Below are 23,702 nucleotides of genomic sequence, written 5' to 3'. Positions count from 1 at the left end.
GTGGGGTAAAAAAGCCAGTCTGACTTATCTTTGCACACAAATTTTAGATATGGTTTATGGCATTATAGCGGCAGGAGAAGGCTCCAGATTAAAGGCAGATGGCTACCACGGGTTTAAACCCATGGTGAAACTGCTGGGAGAAACGTTGATCGAAAGACTGATTCGCCTCTTTCAAAGCAATGACGCTACGGCCATTTACATCATTTTAAACAGTTCCGAAAAAGAGGTCGGAGAATTTATTGAAAATCAGCAGGCAGCTTTGCCTGACGGGAAAATATCCTCAGCGCCTATTCATATTATTTATAAGGATACCCCCAGTTCTTTTCACAGCCTTTTCGCCTTACTAGAATCCATGCCCGCTGCAGATAAACAGGAGGTCTGCATTTCCACTATTGATCCGGTTTTTTCCGGGGAACTTTTCCAAAGCTATATAGAGGCTTTTGTATCAGCGCCCCAACTGGATGGACTGATGGCCGTGACCAGTTTTATTGAAGACGACAAACCCTTACATGTTTATACGGATTCAGATGGCCGGATTACACAATTTGCCAACCAGCCCAAAGCCGGTGAGCCCTGGATTTCCGGGGGAATATATTTATTAAGAGCCCCGGCCCTGGCTGAGGCTATCCCCGCATTTAAAGCCGGTATCCATAAAATGCGGAATTTTCAACAAACATTATTAGATCGTGGCCTTTATTTAAAAGCCTTTGATTTAGGCAGGATCATTGATATTGACCATCTGAGTGATATTGAGCTGGCAGAAGCACTTCTTTCAGAAGACCTTAGCGACCAGCAAACCTTTTAGCTTACTTAAGAATTGTACATGCAGATAATTGGTATAAAAAGAGCCGTTAAACATTCTCCCAATCATATAAATAATGATGCAACCATTTTTCAGATGGTTGCCGATCAGTTGCAGCAAAAAGGCCACCAGCTGACCACTTATCATGAACATGAATTTTTAAAACTAAAGCCGGATACAGCGGCGCTAAAGGATGTTGCGCTCATTTTTTCCATGTCCCGCAACCGGGAACTACTGGCTATATTATCCGGTATTCAACAAAGTTTCCGGGGGCAGATTCAGATGATTAACAGCCCGAGAGGCATTTCCAACTGTTTCAGGTCCAATATTACCAGAATTTTACTCAATCAGCAGATTGCCACGGCTCCAAGTCAGATTATCCCGACTGCAGGTTATGCACCGGACGACTTAAAAAAATTGGATCAGGGGCACGGACTTTGGTTAAAAAGAGGTGATTTTCATGCAATTATCAAAGAAGATGTCGTTTTTGCAAAAAACAGCGATGAAGCCGCACAATTACTGGCAAACTTTCATAGCAGATCGATTGCGGAAGTAGTCGTCTCCACGCATCTGGAAGGAGATCTGATCAAATTCTACGGGGTCAGCGGTACCAATTTCTTTCACTGGCTCTATCCTTATGATAAAGGACATTATAAATACAAGGAATTTAAAGCCATTAATGGCGCTACCCATTATTTTGACTTTGACCATCAGCTTTTAAAATCGATGGCAGACCAGGCGTCGGTTGCAGCAGAAGTCCCCATATATGGGGGGGATGCAGTCATTAATGACAAAGGAGATATCGCCATCATAGATTTTAATGACTGGCCTAGTTTTGCGCCTTGCAGGGACCAGGCGGCATCAGCCATTACCCGGCGGTTGATTCAGGCACTGGAGGCCATGAACCGCCCCACTGCCAGGGCACACCAAGAATTGAGCTAAAGCTCCGTTTCAAATTTTATATCCCAAAGTTAGATCCTAATACATGTTTTAAGTGATGAGCCTACAAGTTGAAGAACAATTACAAATAGATCAAAAAGAACAAGCCGAAGCGGCAGCCAGTGAATTTGCCGCCTCCTTAAAAAGCCGCGATACAGAAGAGAAAATTGATATCTGGTTTTACAGGCCCATTGGGCTGCGTATTGCCAAAGTATGCGCTAAATTAAAAATTACGCCTAACACCGTCACCATTACCAGCATATATATAGGGGTGGTTGCGGGCATTTTATTTTACTGGGATAATATCTGGATAAATATAGTCGGCATGTTGCTGTTGATCTTTGCCAATTCTTTGGACAGCGCAGACGGTCAGCTGGCAAGGCTGACCAACAATAAAAGCCGATTTGGAAGAATCCTTGACGGTATCGCGGGAGATTTCTGGTTCGGAGCAATCGCGATTGCTTTATCGCTTAGATTAATGCATGCAGGTTGGTCCCCCTGGGTTTGGGTACTGGCTGTTGTCTCCGGATTGTCACATGTCATCCAGTCGGCCATGGCTGATTATTACCGGAACCTGTATCTGTTTTTCCTAAAAGGGGATACGGGCAGTGAATTTGATAACAGTAAGGATGTTGAAAAGCAGATTAATGAATTTACCGGCATTAAACGCTTTGCCATGAAAACCTATCACAACTATACGAAAATACAGGAGAGCACTTCACCATGGCTCCAGAAATTCCTTATTAAACTCAGAACAGATCCGGGGTTTATGACGCCGGAGCTCAGGGCAGGTTTCTTAAAAGCCAACCGGCCTTTAATGAAATATACCAATATTATTCAGTTCAATACACGGGTGATCTTTTTATTTATCTGGCTTTTTATGGATCAGCCATGGCTTTATTTTGTTTTTGATATCCTGATTTTAAATCCCATTATGCTGTACCTGATTAACCGACAGGAAAGCTATTCAAAAAAAGCACTGAGCCCTGCCAGGGCCTCCTGAGGATCCTAATCTATTAAACGTCTAACCGCCCATGCTGGACACGAACAACATACAGGCATTATTATTTGATTTCGGAGGCACGATTGACACCGGCGGCCTGCACTGGGTACATGTTCTCTATCCGCTATGGGAACAGCGCCATCCCGGCTTAGATCCGGCGCTGTATCAAAAAGCTTTTGCGCACGGGGAAAGGAGTCTGGCTAAGGAAAAAATCATTCAACAAGACGATACCTTTTTAGACCTGCTGGAAAAAAAACTGGCCATCCAGGCGGACTTTTTAAAGCAGCAGGCAATAGCCTGTACCATCCGCGACCAGAAATTCATAGCAGATGAGGCTTATCAGCAGGCATTAGACAACTGCCAGCAGCATGCCGGCATTTTAAAATTGCTCAGGCAAAAATACAGGATCGCCATGGTCTCCAATTTCTATGGTAACCTGGGCACGGTCCTACAAGATTTTGGTATCAGAGATCTGTTTGAGACCGTAACAGAATCGGCTGTTGTAGGCGTTAAAAAACCAGATCCGAAAATCTGGCAATTAGGTGCACAGAGCCTGGGCTTAGCTCCAAGTGCCACCGTAGCCATTGGAGACTCTCTGACCAAAGACATGACTCCGGCCACACAAATCGGCTGTCAGGGGATCTGGATAATCGGCAAAGGGTGGGAGGATACCCCTGGAAGTGTCTACCCGGCCATCATCAGCCCTGAAGCGAAACAACAGGCAGCCCGCTGCCAGGTTACACCGATAACGGCCTTAGGGCAACTGGAAACACTTCTGGCGCTATAAGCATCCCGTTTAAAAGAAGGCAAAAGTAGTCTTACCAATCACGCAAAATATTTTCCAATAGGATGGCAAAAAAAATATTACAGCTCAACGAACAGAAAAAAGTATCCGTGATGCAGTTCCTGAAATCAGAACTGTCCTCACTGAGTTCCACCATCGTGGATCTTGGGGTATTTACGCTTTGTTCCGTGGTTTTCCATTTAAATATCGTGGTATCAACCAGTGCCGGAGTGATCTGTGGCGGAGTCATCAACTTTTTAATGAACCGTAATTTTGCCTTTAAAAGCTTCGAACAGAAAAAAAGTCATCAGGTGGCGCGCTATCTGGTCGTATGGGTTGGTTCTTTAATCCTGAACACTTACGGCACCTATGCTTTTGTGGATAAACTGGGACTGAACAAATTTGTAGGCCGGTTGGGGACAGGACTGATTGTCCGGTTTGGCTGGAATTTCCCGTTGCTTAAATACTTTGTATTTAAAAAATAAAAAACCAGAAAGGCGTAGCTGAAAAGATATTTTCCACTACGCCTTTCTGGTTGTAAAGCCTTTTACCTCCTTATTATTCTGTAACTGCCTTGTCTTTTTTCTTGGGAAAACCCGAGATAAATATCTTATCCCATAAAGAGCTGCTCACGCCAAACCCTTTATGCTCATCCTGATAATGATGCAGCATGTGATGCTGCTTGATCTTTTTCATAAAAGAGCTCTTAAAATTATAATGGTGCATGGCATAATGCATCATATCATAGGCCAGGTAGCCTAATAAGAATGCCGCAAAAAAGCTGCTAAGCGCACCTCCTTCCGGTAAGATCAGATAAAATAAGAAATAAAACAACAGCGCCAGTGGTATGCTCACGGAAGGCGGCATGACCAATCTTTTTTTATCCCTTGGATAATCGTGATGCACGCCATGGAATATAAAATGAATTCTCTTGCCCCAGCTAGAGCTGGGATGAAAATGGAAAATAAACCGGTGCAGGACATATTCCGTCAGGGTCCATATAAATATACCCAGGGCGAAATACCCCAGAAAATACAAAAAACTAACCTGATATACTGCAAAAGCCCTATAAATAAAAACGGCAATTGCAGGGATAAAAATAAACAATGGTACGGTGAAATGCACCTTGGATAAACGCTCTAAAAAACTACTCTTGAACATCCTTATGGACTCCGTTGAGTTTGAAACGAAATTCTTTGCCATAACCCTATAATTTAATTCGCTGTTACAAATTTAATCAATTTTCTCTAGCCTTCTTTGTCATGCCCCTCATCGGGGTCTTTTTTAACGTCTGTCAGCCTTTCCACCTCTTCCTTGCCACTGGAGAGATCCTTGCCCCTGAGTTCCACATAATCAACATGCGGGTTCCAGAAAGAGCCTCCATTTATATAAATAAAGATACTACCAAGCACCGTGAGTTTATCATTTATTTTTCCATAGACCCGCCATTTTCCATCCTTGGTCTGTAAAAGGTACATATGGTACTTTTTATAGGATACAAACCAGAACTCATATTTTCCGTCGCCACGCTGTTTAATATTCAGACCATAGGCAAAGTGCCGCTGTACAAAGTTCAGTTCTTTTTTTTCGCCTTTGGGCGAGTCCCCATAACGTAACCAATAAGTGGTCAGCGGGTTTTTGGCATTCACCTGGCCGTTACTTCCCATATTCAGGTCGCAGGCAATGGTATTGGTATTGGGTGTTCTTTGTAAAAAGAACATCCGGTTGGTGGTACTGGGCGGAATAGGATAGCTGATCCCTTCTCTGGAAATTGTAGCCTGAGCATCCAAGTCACTGCTGAAGGCAAACATACCGCAAACTACCAATAAAATACAATGGATCAACCTTTTATAACTTAAAATATTACTGCGCAAACAAGATCTGCCACTGCTGTAGTTTATGTCACTAAGTACGGTCCCTTCCATTACTGTTTCACCTCTGTTTAAGTTGCCTGCCGCCCTGTTGAAAGATTGACGGAGTCCAACTGCTTGCTTTATCTGCACTATAAATTATTAAAAATCAAATTTAACCCGGACCCGGATACCCCATTTGGCAATATCACTATGTTCCAGATAAGTAAACCGGCGGACATAATCCACCCTTAAAATTTTAAAGATATTGGTAATACCAAACCCCGCTTCCAGATAAGGCTCATTTTGAAGCGCAAATGTACTCATCATACCATTGGTATAAGGAAAGCGCATCTGGTCGTTATTCACCATGGGGTTATTCTCGTCCCTCAGCCCGCCAAATAAGGCTTTCCCTTCAATTACTTCGCGCCATTTTAACCGTCTGATGAGAGGTATCTTATTGAAAAAGAACCCGTTAAAATAGTGATCTGCCATCAGAGAAACATAATGGTCGCTGGCAAATTCTAAAAAGTTCATCAGGTTATAAGAATTCAGCTGATAGGCATAGGTCTGATTGGCCCTGGGCAGCGATAAGAGCGGATAGGGCACTTTTCCGGAAATATAACCGGCATCCACGGTTACATCCGTAAACCCTAGCTGAGACAGATAAAACCGTTTGAAGATATTCGCTTCCAGATTGTTATAGTTATATTCTCCCCCAAACAGCCCTTTAATACCTGCCGTATACCTGAACTGAAAAATCGGGTATTTATTGATCAGAGGGATTCTATATAATTTGGTCTGATAATACACTTCTCCCGGTGCATATCGAAGGGTTACACCTACTTCCCCTGTTTTTACCTGATCGACTGATTTTAAAAGTCCCGGCTGACTGGTTGCGTAATTAAAGTCCAGTGTTCCTGCCGGCTGTTGTTTCCAGTAGCGTACATTAAAATCATAGGAAAAATGATTCTCAAATTCCTTTTTATAATTAATATTAAAATAGTCGTTATAAAGCCATTTATCATTATTGCCTCTTTTAAAGGATAAGAAGAAGTTATCCTCCTGCACAAATTGTAAATCCTGACCGGGGATTTTTGTATCATGCTGATAGCTTACCCGAACGTAATGCTGCGGAAATTTATAAATAGACTTATTGTTCAACGAATAAGTGGCACTCCCGAAATATTTAAATTTTTGATCCTTAAACCCGTAAGCGCCATACCCTTCAAAAAACAATCTGTCGCTCAGCCGGGTAGTGGTACGGCCGCCTAGGCGCAGTCTGAACCCTTCTACCGGATTAAAGCTGTAAAATGTATTGGCCGGTCCAATTTCAGCAGGTCCCACCTGTTTATAACCGGCAAACAGGAAAGTAATCCAGTCCATTGTCCTTTTAAAGGATTTCATATTCTTTAAAGAGTCAATGTTCATATAGGTTTTGGATTCTGCGGTACTTAAAGTATCCAGTCGGTTTTCCGCCCAGAACTGCTGATCCCTGTGAGCCGCAGAGTCTGCTTCCACAATCTGTCCGCCATTGAATACAGAATCTGCCAGTGGCATATCTGTTTTAAAATCCGTAAATGAGATGACTCTTTCCCCGTACAGGCCCATTCCCTTTTTAGAAATACCAAAATCAGCCATCATATCGCTTTTGGTCAACAGATAACGGCCATTGTCTGCTTTGACAAAATCCAAAGAGATATTCATGGATCTTAAAAAGTTCACATTAATGCCAATAGGGGAGAACAGTCTGGCTCTTTGTACAGCGTAATGACCGTCCAGGGTGATATCCAGATTTCCCCTGAATAACATATCCTGCGGATTTCTGGGAGAGAAGGCCAGGTGTACAATTTTAATACCATCTCGCTCCACGGTATCCCGGATATAAAATTTATAAAAAGTCGGAGCCGAACCCGCAATGGGGCTTAAAAACTGATTGGACAATAAGGTTATATTATTATCATAAATATCAATGGCAGCATACAGACTCCCCAGATATTTAGTCACCCCTTTGGTATCTATAAATTCACCAAAATCCACTTTTCTGGCACCGGTAATGATCTTTTTTTCATCCTTTGGATGATTGCGATAATAATTATCAGAGCTGGTTTCTTCCAGATAAATAGGCAACAGGCTCTGGCCCTTTACCTTGGTGGTATCTACATTATTTAATAAAAACTGGTATTTTTTTAAAGCTTTTTTGCTTTTAATCTTTTCTGAGAAATTACTGACAGAGACGGACATCTTCTCATATTGTTTATAAGAAGCCGTATTATAAGCATTCATACGGTTCTCGTCCTTATGTGCTATGACCTGTTTAATAAGGGCGACTGCCGGATTATCTCTGTTCCGGTATTTTTCCCGGTGATTTTTCACAATGACATCTGCCAAAGCGTGGCCGCTTTCTTCCAGCTGCATATCCACGTTTTGTTCAGGCACATCAAAATTAACGTCTACTGAGCCGGTTTTATATCCGACATAAACAAATTTCAGGTGATTGTCCTTCACAAATCGTCTGGAGGCAAACAAACTATAGTGTCCGGTGGAATCTGTCAGTACGCCTGCAGAACCACTGAAAAAGACACTCACATTAGCAATCGGAGCACCGCCAGCCGCATCGGTAACGACACCTTTAATCACAATGGATCCGCTGGGATTTTGTGCCAGAACTGCGCCGCCAAAAACCAGCAGCACGATAAATAACAGAAGTTTTCTTTCTATGTTGATCTTAAAAGACATTTGTTTTTGCTTCTAACGTTGTAGTGATGTTTAACACCCTTGCCTGATCCGTGAGTCATCCTCAACTGATTTGCCCGGTCATCACCTGGTGTAAAATAATTTTTCAAGAACCGTACCTAGAAATTGGGGAAGAGCTGGATTATTTTCAAAACCAATAATTCTTTAAACCGCCCTAAGTACAGACTATCAACCTATTATACCAATTTACTACTTTTATTAAACGGCGCTTCCTATTACTTGCAAACGCCGGATATTTTATCTGCCGCATACCTGCATCATCCTGGCAGATAATTCAGTAAGATTTTTTCTTCAATTAAAAACTACTCAAATGCCCTACCTCATTTTACGCCATGATATGTAACCCTTGCCATAAAATGAATCTAATCCCTTTTTAGATCAAGTGTATCATACTGATCCCGAATATAATTAAGGGTCAAAAAGATACGAGTCGACTCCTGTCCAAAACAGCTTCTTAAAAACAAGGTAATCCGCCATCCAGGTTATTTTCAGCGCAGGGCTCCATTCCCTTTGCTGAACAGATGGCGGATCTGTCCAACTGTTTTTAATTATCTTATAAAAACCTATGCTATCAGGAATTTTGAAATCCTAAAGGCATATGCATTTTGTTACCTTGTTTCAGCGCAAGTATTGATTAAATACTAGGCTTCATCTTCTTCATAATAATCCAGCCCCAGGTGCGTGATTAATTCTTCACCCATCATATAGCGGAGCGTGTTTTGCAATTTGATCAATTGCTTGAAGATGTCATTTTCAGGACGAAGCCCTTCTTTGGTCTGAGGAGATTTCAGATAGAAGGATAACCATTCCTGAATGCCTTTCATGCCGGCACGTTTGGCCAGATCCGCAAATAATGCTAAATCCAGAGCGACCGGTGCTGCCAGGATGGAATCACGGCATAAGAAATTAATCTTAATCTGCATAGGATAACCTAACCAGCCAAAGATGTCGATATTATCCCAGCTTTCTTTGTTATCACCATGAGGAGGGTAGTAGTTAATACGGATTTTGTGGTACAGATCACCATATAACTCAGGATGCAGATCCGGGCGCAGAATATCTTCTAATACACCCAGTTTAGATACTTCCTTGGTTTTAAAGTTTTCCGGTCTGTCCAGTACCAGCCCGTCCCTGTTACCCAGGATGTTAGTGGAGAACCAACCTCTGACGCCTAAAGAGCGTGCTTCCAGACCGGGAGCCAGGATGGTCTTCATTAAAGTCTGACCTGTTTTAAAGTCTTTACCGGCAATCGGCGTATTGGTATCTTTAGATAACTGCACCAAAGCACGGGTATCAACTGTCAGATTAGGTGCGCCATTTACATATGGAATACCCTGTACGAGTGCAGCATATGCGTAGATCATACTTGGCGCAATTCTGTCATCATTTGCCTTTAAAGCCGCTTCGAAGGCTTCTACGGTTTCATGAATTTCAGAGGCCTCAAAGTATTTTTCTGTAGAGCCACACCAAATAACAACGATACGGTTCAGGCCATTTTTTTCTTTAAAATCCTGAATATCTTTGATGGTCTGCTGTGCAAGATCCCATTTTGATTCACCGGTTTTAACATGATGTCCGTCCAGGTTTTCTACATAACTTTTATCAAAAACAGCTTTCATTGGAGCGATTTGTTCCAGCTCGTCTTTGATAGAATCCAGTAAATGCTGATCAAGTACCTTAGCAATGCTGGCTGCCTGATATACATTATCTTCGTATACATCCCAGCCACCAAATACGATATCTTCCAGTTTTGCAACCGGAACAAAATCCTTTATTTTCGGGTAGTTATTATCAGTTCTTTTTCCAATACGGATATGACCAGTTTGTGTCAGGGAACCCACCGGCTCAGCCAGGCCTCTTCTGCTGGCAATAACGCCGGCAATTAATGTAGTGGCAACTGCGCCTAAACCAGGAATGAGTATTCCCAACTTCCCCTCAGCGGGTTGAACTTTTTGTTTCATTGAGTACTATTTTATGTGTTATATTAGTAAAAATTACCAAACCAAAACTTTCCAGATCCGCATGTCATTAAAAGTTCGCTGCAAAATTAAACAATTGTTTAAAACAAACAAACGTTTAAATTAGACTTTTTGTAAATTTTAAGACATTGTTTAAACAATGATCTAAAACTTACAAAAAAACGTCGCGTTTTTAATGAGCCTTTTCAGGGGCCTGGTTCCAGGCAATGGTCTTTTCCATGCCTGTGGATAAAGGATATACAGGCGAGTAGCCCAGTTCCTTTCTGGCCTTTTGGATACTGCAGGCCCAATTGCCGGTCAGTTCCTTTAATTTATCCCTGTTCAGGATGGATGTCCTGGATGGCCATACTTTTTCCAGAACCCCCAGAGCAAAAGATATTACGCCTACCGGCAAGTGCAACTTAAGGGTTTTACGTTTTAATACCTTTTTTGCCTGATTTGCAAAATCATATCGGCTGTAATTCACGCCGTCACTAAGTATATAAGTCTGCTGGTTAGACTTACTGGCCAACGCCAGTAAGATCGCCTGGCAGAGATCTTTGACATAGATAAAACTAAGTTGCTGCGGTCCCTTTCCCAGATAGAGTTCCCATCCTTTGGCCACCATATCGATAACGAGCCTCATATCCTTATCTCTGGGACCGTAGACTGCGGTAGGTCTAAGTGTTATTAATGGCAAACTGCCATAGTCTGCCAAATACTGTTCCGCCTGCCATTTACTCTTTCCGTACAGGGTAACCGGCTGAGGCGCATCCAGCTCCGTCAGTTCTTTGCCAAACGGGGCCGGCCCCATAACGGCCATGGAGCTGACAAAAACAAATTTTTCCACGACCTGTCTGCACTCCAGTGCTGCCCGTGCCAGACTCACTGTAACGGTGGCATTCGCCTCCATATATTCATCTAAGTTCCGGCCCTTGGTCTTACCGGCCACATGCGCAATATGCGTGATGCCGGCCTGATCTAGCAGTGCCGTGATGCTGTTTATATTTCGGTAATCCGGATATACCAGTGTAACAGCTAGTCCTTCCAGAGCCGAAAGGTCACTGGTCTTTCTGACTGCAGCAAATACCTTATAACCATTGTCCAGGGCCAACTTAGCAAGATGTGAGCCTACAAATCCATTGGCTCCCGTAATCAATAGTTTTTTTTCTATCATATTTCTTTATCGTAAATTCTATACCTTTTATAAGGTACCCCTCCGATATCCTGAATCGCTTTATTCATCAGAATATTATCTTCCAATACCCAGGAAGCCTCCACTTGTTTAATCCTTTTTCTTTTTACTACTTCATCAATAATAGAAGTATAAAAGGCCATCTCTACTCCGATCTTGCGGTAACCTTCAATGACCCCCAACATGATAATACGCATGCTGGTCACTTTACTTTTACCGGCCAGCAGTTTAAAGATTCCGGTTGGAAACAGCCGGCCTCTTTTTATCTTGCGGAGCACTTCATTGATATTAGGTAAGGCCAGTGCAAAGCCTACGATTTCTCCTTCATGCTCCGCGACAATACAAAAATCGGGATCCAGGATCATTTTAAGATCCTTGGCTGTATAATTAAACTCTTTATCCGTCATGGGATAAAACCCCAGGTTTTTGTCCCAGGCCGAATTATATACTTTTTTAATTTTATCCGCCTCATTTTTGAAATCCTTCATATTGATTTTGCGGATCACTATTTTTCGGTTGTCTAACTTTTTCTGCGTGAGTTCATGGAGCCTTCTGACACGCGCATCGTTGTAATGATCCAGATTATATAAATAAGCCAGAATATCTGTTTGCTTTTTATAACCATGCGCTTCCACTAATGCCGGATAATAAGAGGCATTATGCGTCATCATCACCATAGGAGGAGTGGAGAAGCCATCCACCAACATACCACAAGTCTCATTGGTTGAAGGGTTCATGGGACCGATAACCTGTCCGGTAACTCCTTTTTCCTTTAACCATTTTTCAACCGTATCTAATAACAGGTCGGCAACTTCCTGGTTATTCACACAATCAAAAAAACCGAAAAAACCATCATTTGCCTGATTAAAGCTATTGTGGTTATCATTTAAAATACCGGCGATTCTGCCAACAATCTTGTCCTGGTCATAACACAGATAGAGCTGGATTTGTCCATTTTCATGAAAAGGATGCTTTGAGGGCGATAATAAGTCCTTTTGGGCGATAAAAAGCTCCGGTACATAGGTCGGATCGTTTTTATACAGGTCATGTGGAAAATCAACAAAAGCCTTCAACTCCTTTTTAGAAGAGACAAGTACTATTTTTTTCATTTTTTGATTTGGTTAAAGCGTGCTGAAATAGCGTTTTTCAGGTCAGACTATTTTCTTGGATACTTTCATCCCCTCATGCGCGCTCAGCTCTACACCAATCTGTTTTGCAATATTCGAGATTTTCTCAACGGCTTCCTTGATCTGATCAAAAGTATGGGTTGCCATTAATGAAAAACGAATCAAAGACTCCTCAGAAGGCACCGCAGGGGCCACCACCGGATTGACAAAGACTCCTTGTTCCAATAACATTTTGGTCAGCAGAAACGTTTTATCAGAATCTCTGATATAAATGGGCAGGATCGGACTCTGCGTACGTCCCAGATTAAATCCTGCATCCAATAATAATTTTTGCGCATAATTGGTATTTGCCCATAGACGTTCCATATGCTCTGGTTCTGTTTCTATAATATCGAGCGCCGCCATCACACTGGCAGCTGCAGAAGGAGTCATGGAAGCACTAAAGAGCAGTGAGCGGGCGCGGTGTTTCAGGTAATCAATGGTTTCTGCATCGCTGGCAACAAAGCCACCTAAAGAGGCCAATGACTTACTGAATGTACCCATGATCAGATCCACTTCATTGGTTAAGCCAAAATGGGAAGCCGTTCCGGCACCCTTTTCTCCGATAACACCCAGGCTATGGGCATCATCGACATATATATTAACGCCGTATTTATCGGCGAGCTTTACAATTTCCGGTAAATTAACGATATCACCTTCCATGGAAAAGATACCATCCACTGCGATTACTTTTAAGGCATCCTCTGGAAGAATTCTGAGTTTCTGCTCCAGGTCATCCATATCATTGTGCCGATATTTTAATACCTTGGAAAAGGAGAGTCTCGCACCATCAATGATGGAAGCATGGTCATACTCATCCAGCAGTAAATAATCGTTCCTACCACCTATAGCAGAAAGAACCCCCAGATTTACCTGAAATCCGGTAGAGAATAATAAAGCGTCTTCCTTACCCACAAAGGCCGCCAGTCTTTTTTCCAGTTCGATATGAATATCCAGGGTTCCATTTAAAAACCTGGAACCGGCACATCCTGAACCATACTTTTCTACTGCCTTTTGTGCTGCCACTTTAATTCTAGGATGATTGGTCAGTCCCAAATAGGAGTTTGAACCAAACATCAGCACAGGTTTACCTTCTATATACACCATCGTATCCTGACCGGATTCAATGGATCTAAAATATGGATAAAGGCCCTTCTCTTTAATAATTGTGGCATCTTTAAATGCCTCAATTTTTGATTTTAATTTTTTCTGCATCCGTGACCAATCTTATTAATAATAATTCCGGTTGTTGAACAATTTGAATAATGTGCTTTCATTTGAATAAGCGATGAACAATAACAGCTTTTCCTATTCAAATTTAAGATTTCCTTTCATAATCTTTAGGATTATCTAAAGTCTGTCCTTTATATATCCATATAATTTATATGGGATAAAAAGATAACATTCAAATAATGCGTAAAAATAGAAAGTATTCTTTAAAGTTACCCAATAGTTTAAAATTTTCATCGCCATTTTTCGTCATCTTGCCGAAAACTAACGCAACTGTAATGCCAGGTAGAGGCTCCAAAGTCACGTCATTGCAAGAATTCCACCATAATTCACACAAAATACTACCATTAGTTAGCACTCATGTCAGCTATGAAATATTTTAAATAACTTACTATAATTCTCTCTAAATTAAGGTCTACCCAGTAGGTTTCCATTTAAATCGGCGCAAAGGTAACAATAAATGTTATACCATTGATTAATATTTATAAACCATTGTGCATAAATCAGTTCATCCAAACAATCTGATTATCAGGCACTTTAATAAAGAAGTCTGATTTTTCCGGCTGCATGCAACCTAAGACCAGCCTTATTTCAATAACAACCTGCAACCCGTTATTAACCAATAAGACAGCGCTGGTCCGCTCAGCCAAACTGGGCAGCTACCTGATGAATCTTATCCTTGCAATTGAACAAATCCAATAATCTGTAAATCACTTCCTGAACAATGGAATCCGGACAACTGGCACCACTGGTAATGAGGATTTTGGCAGGCCTTTTATCACCCATAAAATCAGCCACCCGGCTGATTTGTTTCGTTTTCCAGTCACAGGTCTCAATTTCCCTGGCGGAAAGAATGCGGGAAGCATGATTGATAAAATAAGTCGGAAGCTTTTCTGCACAAAGCTCCACCAGATGGGACGTATTGCTGCTATTATAGCCGCCAACCACAATGGCAAAGTCCGCATCCGTATCCAGCATACCGCTAACCGCGGACTGGTTATCATTGGTAGCATAACACAACGTATCGCGCGTGTCCGCAAAATGATCTGCCAGATTGGTGTCATCTAACTGATAATGCTCTTTTATTGTTTTTTTCAGGAAATCTGAAATCGCCTGCGTTTCACTGGCCAGCTGCGTAGTCTGATTGACGACGCCCAGACTCATTAAATCCTTATTTACATCAAAACCCTCAGAATATTTGCCTTTAAACAGTTCATAGAACTGCGAACTGGGACGCTGACCTCTGATAAATTCTGCCAGCAAAGTTGCTTCATGCATATCATTGACAATAACCGTAGGCGTTTTAGCGGAGGCATGAGAGAAAGTAGCCCTGGTTTCTTCATGACGGGGTTTGCCATGTACCACAATGCTATAACCTTTTCTGGCAATCTGTTCACTCCTGTTCCAGACCTTCTCCACAAAAGGACAGGTCGTATTATACTTTTCTGTCTGAATCCCTTTGCTGTGTAGTAATGCTTCCACTTCCAGTGTCGTTCCGAAGGCCGGGATAACCACGATATCTTCAGCGGTGATCTGATCAAAGCCGATCAGTTGCCTGCCATAGGTATCCTGCAGGAATTTTACGCCTCTTTGGGCCAGATCTGCATTTACCTGCGGATTATGAATCATTTCACTGAGCAGATATATCTGACGATCGGGGTGGGCTTCAATAATATTAAAAGCAATTTCTATGGCATTTTCCACACCGTAACAAAAACCAAAATGACGGGCTAAAAAAATCTGTACCGTCCCAAAATCCAGTAAAGTCGGGCTGAAATCTTTTTTCAATTTATCCTGAAGCCTTCTTTTGTTTTTAATCGCGCTGATTAAATCACTTCTATATATACTGGGAACATTAAACTGCTTCATCCAAAAATTAATCTAAATAATAATAAATAAGGGCCAGGAACCACCTGAATTTCAATATCTAATTGAAATTCAATAGCAAATAAACTAAAATCCTATACTGACCAATAACGACCTAATTATCCGGAGCCGGATCAAAAGGCTGGCCGCAGCATTTTCAAATGCTCGATGCCCGCTTCCAGATACACCTCACTGATGGTCTCAAAGCCTAAAGATGCATAAAACTTTTCTAAATAACGCTGGCCGCTGATCTTGATAGGTCCTTTCCCAAAAGAGACTTCGAGCTGTTCAATGGCCTTTTCCATTAGTAATCGGCCTATCTGATGACCACGGTAGCTTGCTGAAACGGCCACCCGGCCAATAGACATTTCAGGATAGCTGAGACCGGGAGGCAGCAGCCTGGCATACCCCACCAGGATATCCCCATCATAAATGGTCAGATGCCAACTCTGCTGATCCTTATCATCCAGATCCAGATCATCACAGCGTTGTTCCACATAGAATACCTGGTTTCGGAGCTGTAAAATCCGGTACAGTTCCATCAGGCTCAGCTGTTCAAATTTTTTGCTTTGAATGGTATAATCCATACCGCAAAATTAAATCAATCCCCCATACTATCCCGATTTTAAATAGAGAAAGCTATATTTGTTACATTAAATGATATTATTCAATATATAAAGCTATGTCTGCATCTTTATTACTGACCATTGTTTTCGCCTATTTTCTTTTACTGCTTTTTGTCTCCTGGAAGACCTCCAAGGGCAGCAATAATGACTCATTTTTCATCGGAAACAGAAGCAGTAACTGGATGCTGGTGGCCTTTGGAATGATTGGCACCTCTTTAAGCGGGGTCACCTTTGTCAGCGTTCCGGGTGCTGTAGGCCATGACAGTTTTGGTTATCTGCAGATAACCCTGGGTTACGCTATCGGCTATATAGCCATTGCCTTTATCCTACTTCCTTTATATTACCGCCTGAAACTGACCTCTATCTATGGTTACTTACAAACCAGGATGGGAATGGCTTCCTATAAGACGGGATCTTTATTTTTCATTGTTTCCAGATGGGTAGGGGCTACCGCCAGGCTTTATTTAGTCGTCATCATCCTGCAAACCATTATTTTAGACAGATTAGGCGTTCCGTTTTGGCTGACCACCGTAGTCATTCTGGTAATGATCATTTTGTATACCTATGAAGGCGGGGTAAAAACCATTGTCTGGACAGATACCCTGCAGACAACCTGCATGCTGGCGGGACTGATCATCTGCAGTATTTATATGCTCTATCATATGGACATGAGTGTAGGCGCCAGTCTGACGGCCATGCATGAAAAAGGCCTGTCCAGGGTATTTGGCCTGGATTTTAATGATAAAAATTACTTTATCAAACAAATAGTGGCCGGGGCCTTTATTACCATTACGATGACAGGCATCGATCAGGAGATGATGCAAAAAAGTATTTCTGTCAGCAATTTAAAAGACTCGCAAAAAAACATGGTCACGCTTTCTGTCATCATTTTAATTGTTATCACCCTGTTTCTATATATGGGCGGACTCATCCATTTATATGGCGCAAGGGAAAACCTGACCGCCTCCGGCGATCTGCTGTTCCCAACCATTGCCCTGGAACATATGCCGACCTCCATTGGCATTATCTTTTTAATAGCCCTGATATCTGCCCTGTTTCCCAGTGCAGACGGGGCCATGACAGCGCTGACTTCCTCTATCTGCATTGACATCATGGGCATGAAGCGTCAAGATAAATGGGACACAAAAAAACAACAGTCTATCCGTAAGAAAGTGCATTTATGGGTCGCTTTCAGTTTTCTGATATTAGTGTTGGTATTTAAAGTGATCAATGATAATTCCATGATCGGCATTATCCTGAAAATGGCCACCTATACCTATGGGCCTTTACTGGGGCTGTTTGCATTCGGTATTTTCACCAGGCGGAAAGTGAAAGACAAATTTGTACCATATATCTGTTTTGCGGCTCCCATCATCTGCATGCTGATTGATTATAACCAAGCGCAATTATTCGGGGAGTTCAGAATCGGACTGGAGCTGATTGTCATAAATGGTGCTTTAACCTGGCTGGGATTATGGCTGTTTTCCACTCCTTCCAAAACCAAGGACTGGGAGTCAGCCGGTATGGATACCCATAAAATTCCCGCCGCTTAAAATAGCTTCAAAAAAGTACTACAAAAAACTGATTCCCATAGAATTATTGTACCTTTACCTGTGTAAATTCAATGGCATATCCGATTCAGAGAAATGCCATGTATTATAGTACAAAGTAAAAATACAGGTAGATGTTTATGACAAACATTTACTAATCAGCAACTTAAATCCAGATATCATGGACCTGATTGACCCAAAAGTGGAAGGGTTTACGGATCTGATGACCAGCCATCCAGATGCATTATTACAGCAAATAGAACAGGATACCTATGCCAGCCATGACCAACCTCATATGCTCAGCGGTCATGTTCAGGGCAGGGTTCTTTCTTTTCTGAGTCAAATGCAAAAGCCCAAATATATTCTGGAGATCGGCACTTTTACCGGTTACAGTGCACTTTGTCTGGCAGAAGGTCTGCAGGAGCATGGTGAACTACATACCTTAGAGCTAAGAGAAGCAGATGCCAAGCTGGCCCAGTCTTATTTTGACCAAAGTAATTATAAAAATAAAATATATTTGCATCAGGGAAATGCCCTGGAGATTATTCCTACACTAGATTGCCAGTGGGACTTGGTTTTTATCGATGCCGATAAGACCGGTTATATTGATTATTATGAATTGGTACTGACAAGATTAAATCCTAACGGGATTATCCTGGCAGACAATGTCCTGTTCCACGGGCAGATATTTGAGGAACCCGTCAAAGGCAAAAGCGCCAAAGCTATTCAGGCATTTAATGAACACGTAGCTAAGGACCCCAGAACCGAGCAAGTACTGCTCTCTATCCGTGACGGATTATTAATGATTAAAAAAGTCGAAGCTTAAACAAAATACAACCATGAGAAAGTATGCCCTGCTACTCTCAATGACATTAGGCACTCTGGCCTTTAACGCCGTAAAAGCGCAGACCCGAAGCCCCCAGGTAGAAGCCTATATACAACAATATCAGGCGCTGGCCGTCTCTGAGATGATGCGAACCGGTGTGCCTGCCTCCATTACCCTGGCCCAAGGCATCCTGGAATCCGGCTGTGGACAAAGCACGCTTGCTAAAAGTTCCAATAACCATTTTGGCATTAAATGCAAGACCGAGTGGACTGGTGCTAAAACCTACCACGATGATGACAAGAAAGGGGAGTGCTTTAGGGTCTATAACAGTGTAGAGGACTCCTATAAGGATCACTCTGACTTTTTAAAAAACCGGCCTTATTATACGGATCTGTTTGAACTGAATCCAACAGATTATAAAGCGTGGGCTTATGGCCTTAAAAAAGATGGCTATGCCACAGAAAGAGATTACCCGCAAAACCTGATTAAACTCATTGAAACGTATAATCTGGAGAGCTATACGGATCTAGCCATCACCAAATTAAAAAACGGGGAACAGCCTTATCAGGATGAAAACAGCAGAATAGCCTTCAATAACAATCAGGCTCAACAAGGCCGGCCCGCTTCTCCAACTGGTAACAGAGCTAACCAGCAAGACGAAGACCAGAAGCCGGGTAACAATAATAGTCTGGCCGCCCTAAATGACAACACCTCATTTGCAACAACCAACCGCTCCAGTGCACCCGCCATGCGGGTAGCCCAGACCATGGTACAGGGGCCCAGCTACCCGGTAGCTCCGTTTTCCATCAATCATTCCAAGGTAATATACGCCCCTAAAGGAATGTCTCTTATGGCGCTCGCTTCAAAAAATAATATAAACTTCCATAAACTACTTACATTAAATGACTTAGGCCCAACAGCCGTCGTTTCACCCGGGCAATTGATATACCTGGAAAAAAGGCCTAAAAAAGGGGAGAAAGAATATGTAAACAGTAAGTATGGCCAGACCCTCAAGGAAATTGCGGCTGAACAGGGCGTTGCGTTAAAAAGCCTGGTCGGTTATAATAAAGTAGCCGCGGAAACCCCGCTCGCCGCAGGTCAAAAGGTCTATTTAAGGGAAAAAAGCAACGAGGCACCTAAAACCTTATCAAAATAAAAAGACTCAAAAAGTCCCGGTAATCCGAAAGAAAAGGTATTCCAGAAAACTTTTTCCAATTAATCTATTCCACGTAAATTATCCAAAGAAGATTTACAGGCTTAGTTCAATTTATTACATTATTTAATAAAGTACAATACATCCTTTCAATTCCTTAAATAAGCATATGGCAGACCAATCAGTACAAATCCACGGAAAAAACTTTGTTCCTTACTTATCTGAGACAGAAATTAAGGAGAAAATAAAGGAAATGGCCACCATCATCTCCCGGGACTATGCAGATAAAAAGCCACTGTTTATTGCCATCCTGAATGGCGCCTTTATGTTTGCCAGCGATCTGTTTAAGGAACTGACGATTGAGGCCGAGATTTCTTTCATTAAACTGGCCTCTTACTCCGGCACCAAATCAACCGGAAAAGTCCTGACCGCCATCGGTCTGGATGCAGACATCAATGGCCGCCACGTAGTCATTATTGAGGATATTGTAGACACCGGCAAAACACTTAGCAGTTTTCTGCCACAATTAGAACACCAAGGTCCTGCGTCAATCAAACTAGCCGCCTTGCTGACCAAGCCGGAAGCAAAAACACACCCGATTGATATTAATTACCTATGCTTTTCTATCCCCAATAAATTTGTAGTGGGATATGGATTGGACTATGACGGTCTGGGCCGGAACTTAAAAGAGATCTATCAGCTGGGGTAGGGTAGAGCCTCCATGTTCTCTTCACGGATTTACTAACAATTATTTTCCGGCAGACTTTGCGAAGCGGCCTCGTTTATGCAACGAACGGTGTTCTGAATACTGAACCTTTTCTAATTTCAATGTTTCTATAAATGCCAGCGTCGGATAATTGTTATAACAGTAGATTCTATTGGGAGAATATATAAGCCAATATAATTTTCGTTTATCGATCTTATTGTACATTTTCGCTACGGTTTTATTTGACTATAATGAAAATGCCAAATTGAATTAGTCCCCTTACTGTAGAGCAAATCTAATTTATAGGCTTTATCATTTCTAAGCTATGCACTAAAGCTCGTGAACCTTGAGGAATAGCAACTCCTTTTGAACCTTTAATTGCCTGTTCTAAAATTTGAAAAGGAACAACCTTTCTTACTCTGTTATATGCTTTGCTGATGCTTTTCCGAAATTGAATAATTCATTTCCCCCTTCAGTAGCAACAGTCCCTTTTTGACGACCTGTTCTAATGTAATGCCTGCTAGTACAGTTACTGCATCCTTAGGTATTCCCCAGCCATATCAATAACCTCTAATAATTAAAAAAAATATTGTGCTTGCAACAGCAATTAAATAAAATATATTGCAGATTTTTGCCTCATTTGAATATTTGTCAGCTAAAGGTTGAAAGTATGGTAAAAAATAATAAAAAAGGCAGCATACCCGCTGGGGCGAGCCCTTTTATTCGGCTGCTTTTAAAATCTAAATGAAAATGAAGTATAAGCTTTACGCTCCATGAGACCAGTATAATAATTGTTAGCATTTTAATCATCGTTGCAAAAAAAAAAGAATAACTCATGTTATGCATAATTATCTACGTTTTTCTTCTGCAACTTATTACCAGATGCGTCGTAAATGTAACTAACAGTACCGTTACCCGTTACCGTAATACGCTCAGGTAAATTTAGATAATTGTAGGCAATCCCGGAAATATTTTTATTGGCATCGCTGGTTATATTTCATTACCACTCCCCACAAAGTCATCGAACTCTACGGCGGTCTGCTGCAACTCGAAAGAGATAAATTTGAACAACTAAAAAATGGGAGTGATGTTTGACGAGGTAAAAATGTTTTAAGCAATTCTGAGGGTAGTTTTGGTATTGGTCACCCGCTGGCGGCCAATACCAAAACTACCCTCAGAAGGAACCCACCCCTGACACACTTAGATTTACACTCCCATTTTTGACTATCTTTGAAGATAGATGTCGGCTATAAGATCTTTATTTAAACCTGTTTACACAATCTATTTCATACTCTCCTTTGCTCTTGTAACTTCTCTTTGGTTTCGAGTATCTTTTGTTTTAGTTGTTCTTCATTGTAATAAGTGCCTGGATATTTAATTAAATCTTCTTCAACATCAGTATATCTACTGCTTATTTTATCCAATTCAGAAAATGCAGACTGTTCTATATCTGTTAAATCATCGCTTTTAATCTCTAAACTATAAGAGTAGTAATATTCATTACAAAATGTCCAACCATTTATTTGTTTCGAAAAATATTGGTCAATAAGCCAATACAACCTTCTTTTATCATTTTTTTCAAACATAACTTACTATCACTTTATTGCAGGTAAAGAACCTAATGGCTTTTTGGTATATTTAAAGTGCATTATTGTATTAGCTCCTTTGTCGTATAACACTTCTACATTGTATAGCTTGCCATTCTTCCACATTTGTGAATAATGCATTAGTGCCTTTTTACGCTGAGGGTCTTTAACTACTGACATTGGGGCTTTTATTATGTCATCTAAAGTCTGAATAGGTATCATACGCCCTGCTTCATATTCATATTCTTAGCGGCTGTATCTGTGAACTTAAATAATTCTTTTCCCCCCTTAGCGGCTTTGTGTTCATTCTATATTTACGACCTCATTCCCTATACATCTGACTATTAGAATTCCTTGTTTAAATTCAATACTTTCAAAGTAATCAGGCAAAGAATATGTTTCTGCTATTGTTAAATCCGTAATGCTAATTTTAATGATTTCAAGTTGAGTAATTACATAGATAGCTCCATTATATATTCTAGTGTCGTAAAAATAGTAATCCAAAGAAAGCTTATATAATATTCTACCTGTATTAAATTCAAATATTACAAATACTAGATCTACACCTATTGAACAAAGTATTGTGTTTATCCACTTTACTACTGGTTTAATATTTTCACTTTGCCATCCTAGTTTGTATTCATTTTTGCCATCTGATATAACTCCAAAGATTCTATCTATCGATTCATCCTCAAATAAGACGGGAATCTCTAGTTTTTTGAACTCCGATTCTGATATTTCATTTATACTTATCTCCATTTTTATTTAAAAATTTTAGGGATCATTGTTGAAACAGAAGGTGTAGCACTCATATTTCCGCCTTAGTAAAAGAAGCCGACATTAATACTTCCCCGATTTCCAATATTAATACTTCTCATAACAGTTGTTCCATATTGACTAGTCTTAGTTGATATAACTGTTCCACTTTCCAGAGCTTGTCCAAAGACATTCATTAACTGACTTTCACTTTTAATCCCAAGAGTTGTTAAGTCTTTTAAATTTTGTGCTGACCTAGCAATGTTGTGTTCTGAGCCACTTACAACACGCCCAAAGAAGTAATCAAATTTGCTAGGGTTTACAGAAAATCCCCCCTTAGCAGCGTCCTCAGCAGTAACCACCCCTACCTTGACAACTCGTTCTCCTTTAGCAGCCTCCGGCCCGAAAGGCAAAAACATTAGAGCTGTTCCTGCGATTCCTGCAACAGCATCATTAGGGGTTACCCAGCCGCTACCCAAATGCTGCTTTTCATCCCTATTTCGAAAAGTTTGGGCTGCGACATAGACATCATCGAACATAGAGTACAAAAAATTTGAAACAATATTATTTTTGTCCCTCAGTTGTTCCCAAAAGCCAGGATGGTATTCCGATATTGTATATTGAGGAGGCGGATATTTTTTCTTCTTTTTATCATCATCCCCGTCTTGATCTTGATCTCCATCAGTTTTATCGTCCCGCCCCCTTCAGATTTTCCCATCTGCTGCCATTGTTTAAAAACCTCAACAGCATCCGCTCCCTGGAAGGCTACACTCTGCATCCCATCCTGGTCTATAAACCGAAGTGGATTATCTGCTCCATAGTTATATGGAGAAAGCCTTCTGCCTTCCCCCGATAGCGGATCCGCTACATGCCATCTGCCAATCTGAGCATCATAAAACCTCGCCCCCTAATCATACTGATCTAACCCAAGGTCTTCCTGAAGCTCTTT

The 23,702-nt window shown here is 41.4% G+C and carries 22 protein-coding genes and 1 pseudogene; 9 read left to right on the top strand and 14 right to left on the bottom strand.

Features of this window, described 5'->3' with window-relative positions; all coding sequences use genetic code 11:
- The first annotated feature begins 49 nt into the window (after nt 1–49).
- The 5 genes from BLU80_RS15860 (at nt 50) to BLU80_RS15840 (ending at nt 4,013) form a co-directional block, all read left to right on the top strand.
- Nucleotides 50–805: an NTP transferase domain-containing protein gene (locus BLU80_RS15860; RefSeq protein WP_091400439.1), complete on the top strand. Its 756-nt coding sequence runs from the start codon at nt 50–52 to the stop codon at nt 803–805.
- Nucleotides 806–823: 18 nt separating this feature from the next.
- On the top strand, nt 824–1,744 hold the full coding sequence (locus tag BLU80_RS15855) for a hypothetical protein (protein WP_091400437.1): 921 nt from the start codon (nt 824–826) through the stop codon (nt 1,742–1,744).
- Between the two features lie 55 nt (nt 1,745–1,799).
- Complete coding sequence (locus tag BLU80_RS15850) at nt 1,800–2,744, top strand: CDP-alcohol phosphatidyltransferase family protein (protein WP_091400435.1); 945 nt, start codon at nt 1,800–1,802, stop codon at nt 2,742–2,744.
- A 31-nt stretch (nt 2,745–2,775) separates the two neighbouring features.
- A complete protein-coding gene (locus tag BLU80_RS15845; RefSeq protein ID WP_091400433.1) occupies nt 2,776–3,531 on the top strand; it encodes an HAD family hydrolase in 756 nt (251 codons plus the stop codon).
- A 62-nt stretch (nt 3,532–3,593) separates the two neighbouring features.
- Nucleotides 3,594–4,013: a GtrA family protein gene (locus tag BLU80_RS15840; RefSeq protein ID WP_091400431.1), complete on the top strand. Its 420-nt coding sequence runs from the start codon at nt 3,594–3,596 to the stop codon at nt 4,011–4,013.
- A gap of 73 nt (nt 4,014–4,086) precedes the next feature.
- On the opposite strand, the gene BLU80_RS15835 is transcribed toward BLU80_RS15840, so the two are convergent.
- The 9 genes from BLU80_RS15835 to BLU80_RS15790 all read right to left on the bottom strand — a co-directional run bounded on the left by BLU80_RS15835 (nt 4,087) and on the right by BLU80_RS15790 (nt 16,137).
- Nucleotides 4,087–4,731 carry a sterol desaturase family protein gene (locus tag BLU80_RS15835; protein ID WP_091400430.1) on the bottom strand — a complete coding sequence of 215 codons (645 nt, stop codon included), beginning with the start codon at nt 4,729–4,731 and terminating at the stop codon, nt 4,087–4,089.
- A gap of 44 nt (nt 4,732–4,775) precedes the next feature.
- The gene (locus tag BLU80_RS15830; protein WP_091400428.1) at nt 4,776–5,531 is read right to left on the bottom strand and encodes a DUF4833 domain-containing protein; all 756 of its coding nucleotides are present in this window, start codon (nt 5,529–5,531) and stop codon (nt 4,776–4,778) included.
- A gap of 9 nt (nt 5,532–5,540) precedes the next feature.
- Nucleotides 5,541–8,117 (bottom strand): DUF5686 family protein, encoded by a 2,577-nt coding sequence (locus BLU80_RS15825; RefSeq protein WP_091400426.1) that lies wholly within the window; start codon nt 8,115–8,117, stop codon nt 5,541–5,543.
- Nucleotides 8,118–8,776: 659 nt separating this feature from the next.
- Nucleotides 8,777–10,096, bottom strand: coding sequence for an inositol-3-phosphate synthase (locus BLU80_RS15820; RefSeq protein WP_091400424.1), 1,320 nt, complete (start codon nt 10,094–10,096; stop codon nt 8,777–8,779).
- Between the two features lie 190 nt (nt 10,097–10,286).
- Nucleotides 10,287–11,270 (bottom strand): NAD-dependent epimerase/dehydratase family protein, encoded by a 984-nt coding sequence (locus tag BLU80_RS15815; protein ID WP_091400423.1) that lies wholly within the window; start codon nt 11,268–11,270, stop codon nt 10,287–10,289.
- Nucleotides 11,267–12,397, bottom strand: coding sequence for a GNAT family N-acetyltransferase (locus BLU80_RS15810; protein ID WP_091400421.1), 1,131 nt, complete (start codon nt 12,395–12,397; stop codon nt 11,267–11,269). Before BLU80_RS15810 ends, BLU80_RS15815 begins: the two co-directional genes overlap by 4 nt.
- A gap of 42 nt (nt 12,398–12,439) precedes the next feature.
- Nucleotides 12,440–13,669: a serine palmitoyltransferase gene (spt, locus tag BLU80_RS15805; RefSeq protein WP_091400419.1), complete on the bottom strand. Its 1,230-nt coding sequence runs from the start codon at nt 13,667–13,669 to the stop codon at nt 12,440–12,442.
- Nucleotides 13,670–14,326: 657 nt separating this feature from the next.
- Entirely contained in the window at nt 14,327–15,553 is a 1,227-nt protein-coding gene (locus BLU80_RS15795) for a 4-hydroxy-3-methylbut-2-enyl diphosphate reductase (RefSeq protein WP_091400415.1), read from the bottom strand.
- Between the two features lie 131 nt (nt 15,554–15,684).
- Complete coding sequence (locus BLU80_RS15790) at nt 15,685–16,137, bottom strand: GNAT family N-acetyltransferase (protein WP_091400414.1); 453 nt, start codon at nt 16,135–16,137, stop codon at nt 15,685–15,687.
- Nucleotides 16,138–16,232: 95 nt separating this feature from the next.
- Between BLU80_RS15790 and BLU80_RS15785 the strand changes: the two genes are divergently transcribed.
- The 4 genes from BLU80_RS15785 (at nt 16,233) to hpt (ending at nt 20,414) form a co-directional block, all read left to right on the top strand.
- Complete coding sequence (locus BLU80_RS15785; protein ID WP_091400412.1) at nt 16,233–17,729, top strand: sodium:solute symporter; 1,497 nt, start codon at nt 16,233–16,235, stop codon at nt 17,727–17,729.
- A 178-nt stretch (nt 17,730–17,907) separates the two neighbouring features.
- Nucleotides 17,908–18,552: an O-methyltransferase gene (locus BLU80_RS15780; RefSeq protein WP_091400410.1), complete on the top strand. Its 645-nt coding sequence runs from the start codon at nt 17,908–17,910 to the stop codon at nt 18,550–18,552.
- Nucleotides 18,553–18,565: 13 nt separating this feature from the next.
- Nucleotides 18,566–19,708, top strand: coding sequence for a glucosaminidase domain-containing protein (locus tag BLU80_RS15775; RefSeq protein ID WP_139188175.1), 1,143 nt, complete (start codon nt 18,566–18,568; stop codon nt 19,706–19,708).
- A 166-nt stretch (nt 19,709–19,874) separates the two neighbouring features.
- The gene (gene hpt, locus BLU80_RS15770) at nt 19,875–20,414 is read left to right on the top strand and encodes a hypoxanthine phosphoribosyltransferase (RefSeq protein WP_091400409.1); all 540 of its coding nucleotides are present in this window, start codon (nt 19,875–19,877) and stop codon (nt 20,412–20,414) included.
- Nucleotides 20,415–21,697: 1,283 nt separating this feature from the next.
- Here hpt and BLU80_RS15760 read toward each other — a convergent pair.
- The 5 genes and pseudogenes from BLU80_RS15760 to BLU80_RS20160 all read right to left on the bottom strand — a co-directional run.
- Nucleotides 21,698–21,997 carry a hypothetical protein gene (locus tag BLU80_RS15760; RefSeq protein ID WP_091400405.1) on the bottom strand — a complete coding sequence of 100 codons (300 nt, stop codon included), beginning with the start codon at nt 21,995–21,997 and terminating at the stop codon, nt 21,698–21,700.
- Nucleotides 21,998–22,300: 303 nt separating this feature from the next.
- The gene (locus tag BLU80_RS15750) at nt 22,301–22,756 is read right to left on the bottom strand and encodes a hypothetical protein (protein ID WP_091400402.1); all 456 of its coding nucleotides are present in this window, start codon (nt 22,754–22,756) and stop codon (nt 22,301–22,303) included.
- Nucleotides 22,757–22,818: 62 nt separating this feature from the next.
- The gene (locus BLU80_RS15745) at nt 22,819–23,292 is read right to left on the bottom strand and encodes a hypothetical protein (protein ID WP_091400400.1); all 474 of its coding nucleotides are present in this window, start codon (nt 23,290–23,292) and stop codon (nt 22,819–22,821) included.
- Nucleotides 23,293–23,330: 38 nt separating this feature from the next.
- A complete protein-coding gene (locus BLU80_RS19910; RefSeq protein ID WP_244518972.1) occupies nt 23,331–23,531 on the bottom strand; it encodes a hypothetical protein in 201 nt (66 codons plus the stop codon).
- Between the two features lie 9 nt (nt 23,532–23,540).
- Nucleotides 23,541–23,648: pseudogene (locus BLU80_RS20160) on the bottom strand (hypothetical protein); the annotation flags it as partial.
- Nucleotides 23,649–23,702: the final 54 nt, after the last annotated feature.

Origin of the sequence: Arachidicoccus rhizosphaerae, from assembly GCF_900107765.1 — a bacterium.
Classification (GTDB): domain Bacteria; phylum Bacteroidota; class Bacteroidia; order Chitinophagales; family Chitinophagaceae; genus Arachidicoccus; species Arachidicoccus rhizosphaerae.
Note: the sequence above shows the minus strand (reverse complement) of the source record. Positions and strands in the feature narration are given on the sequence as shown.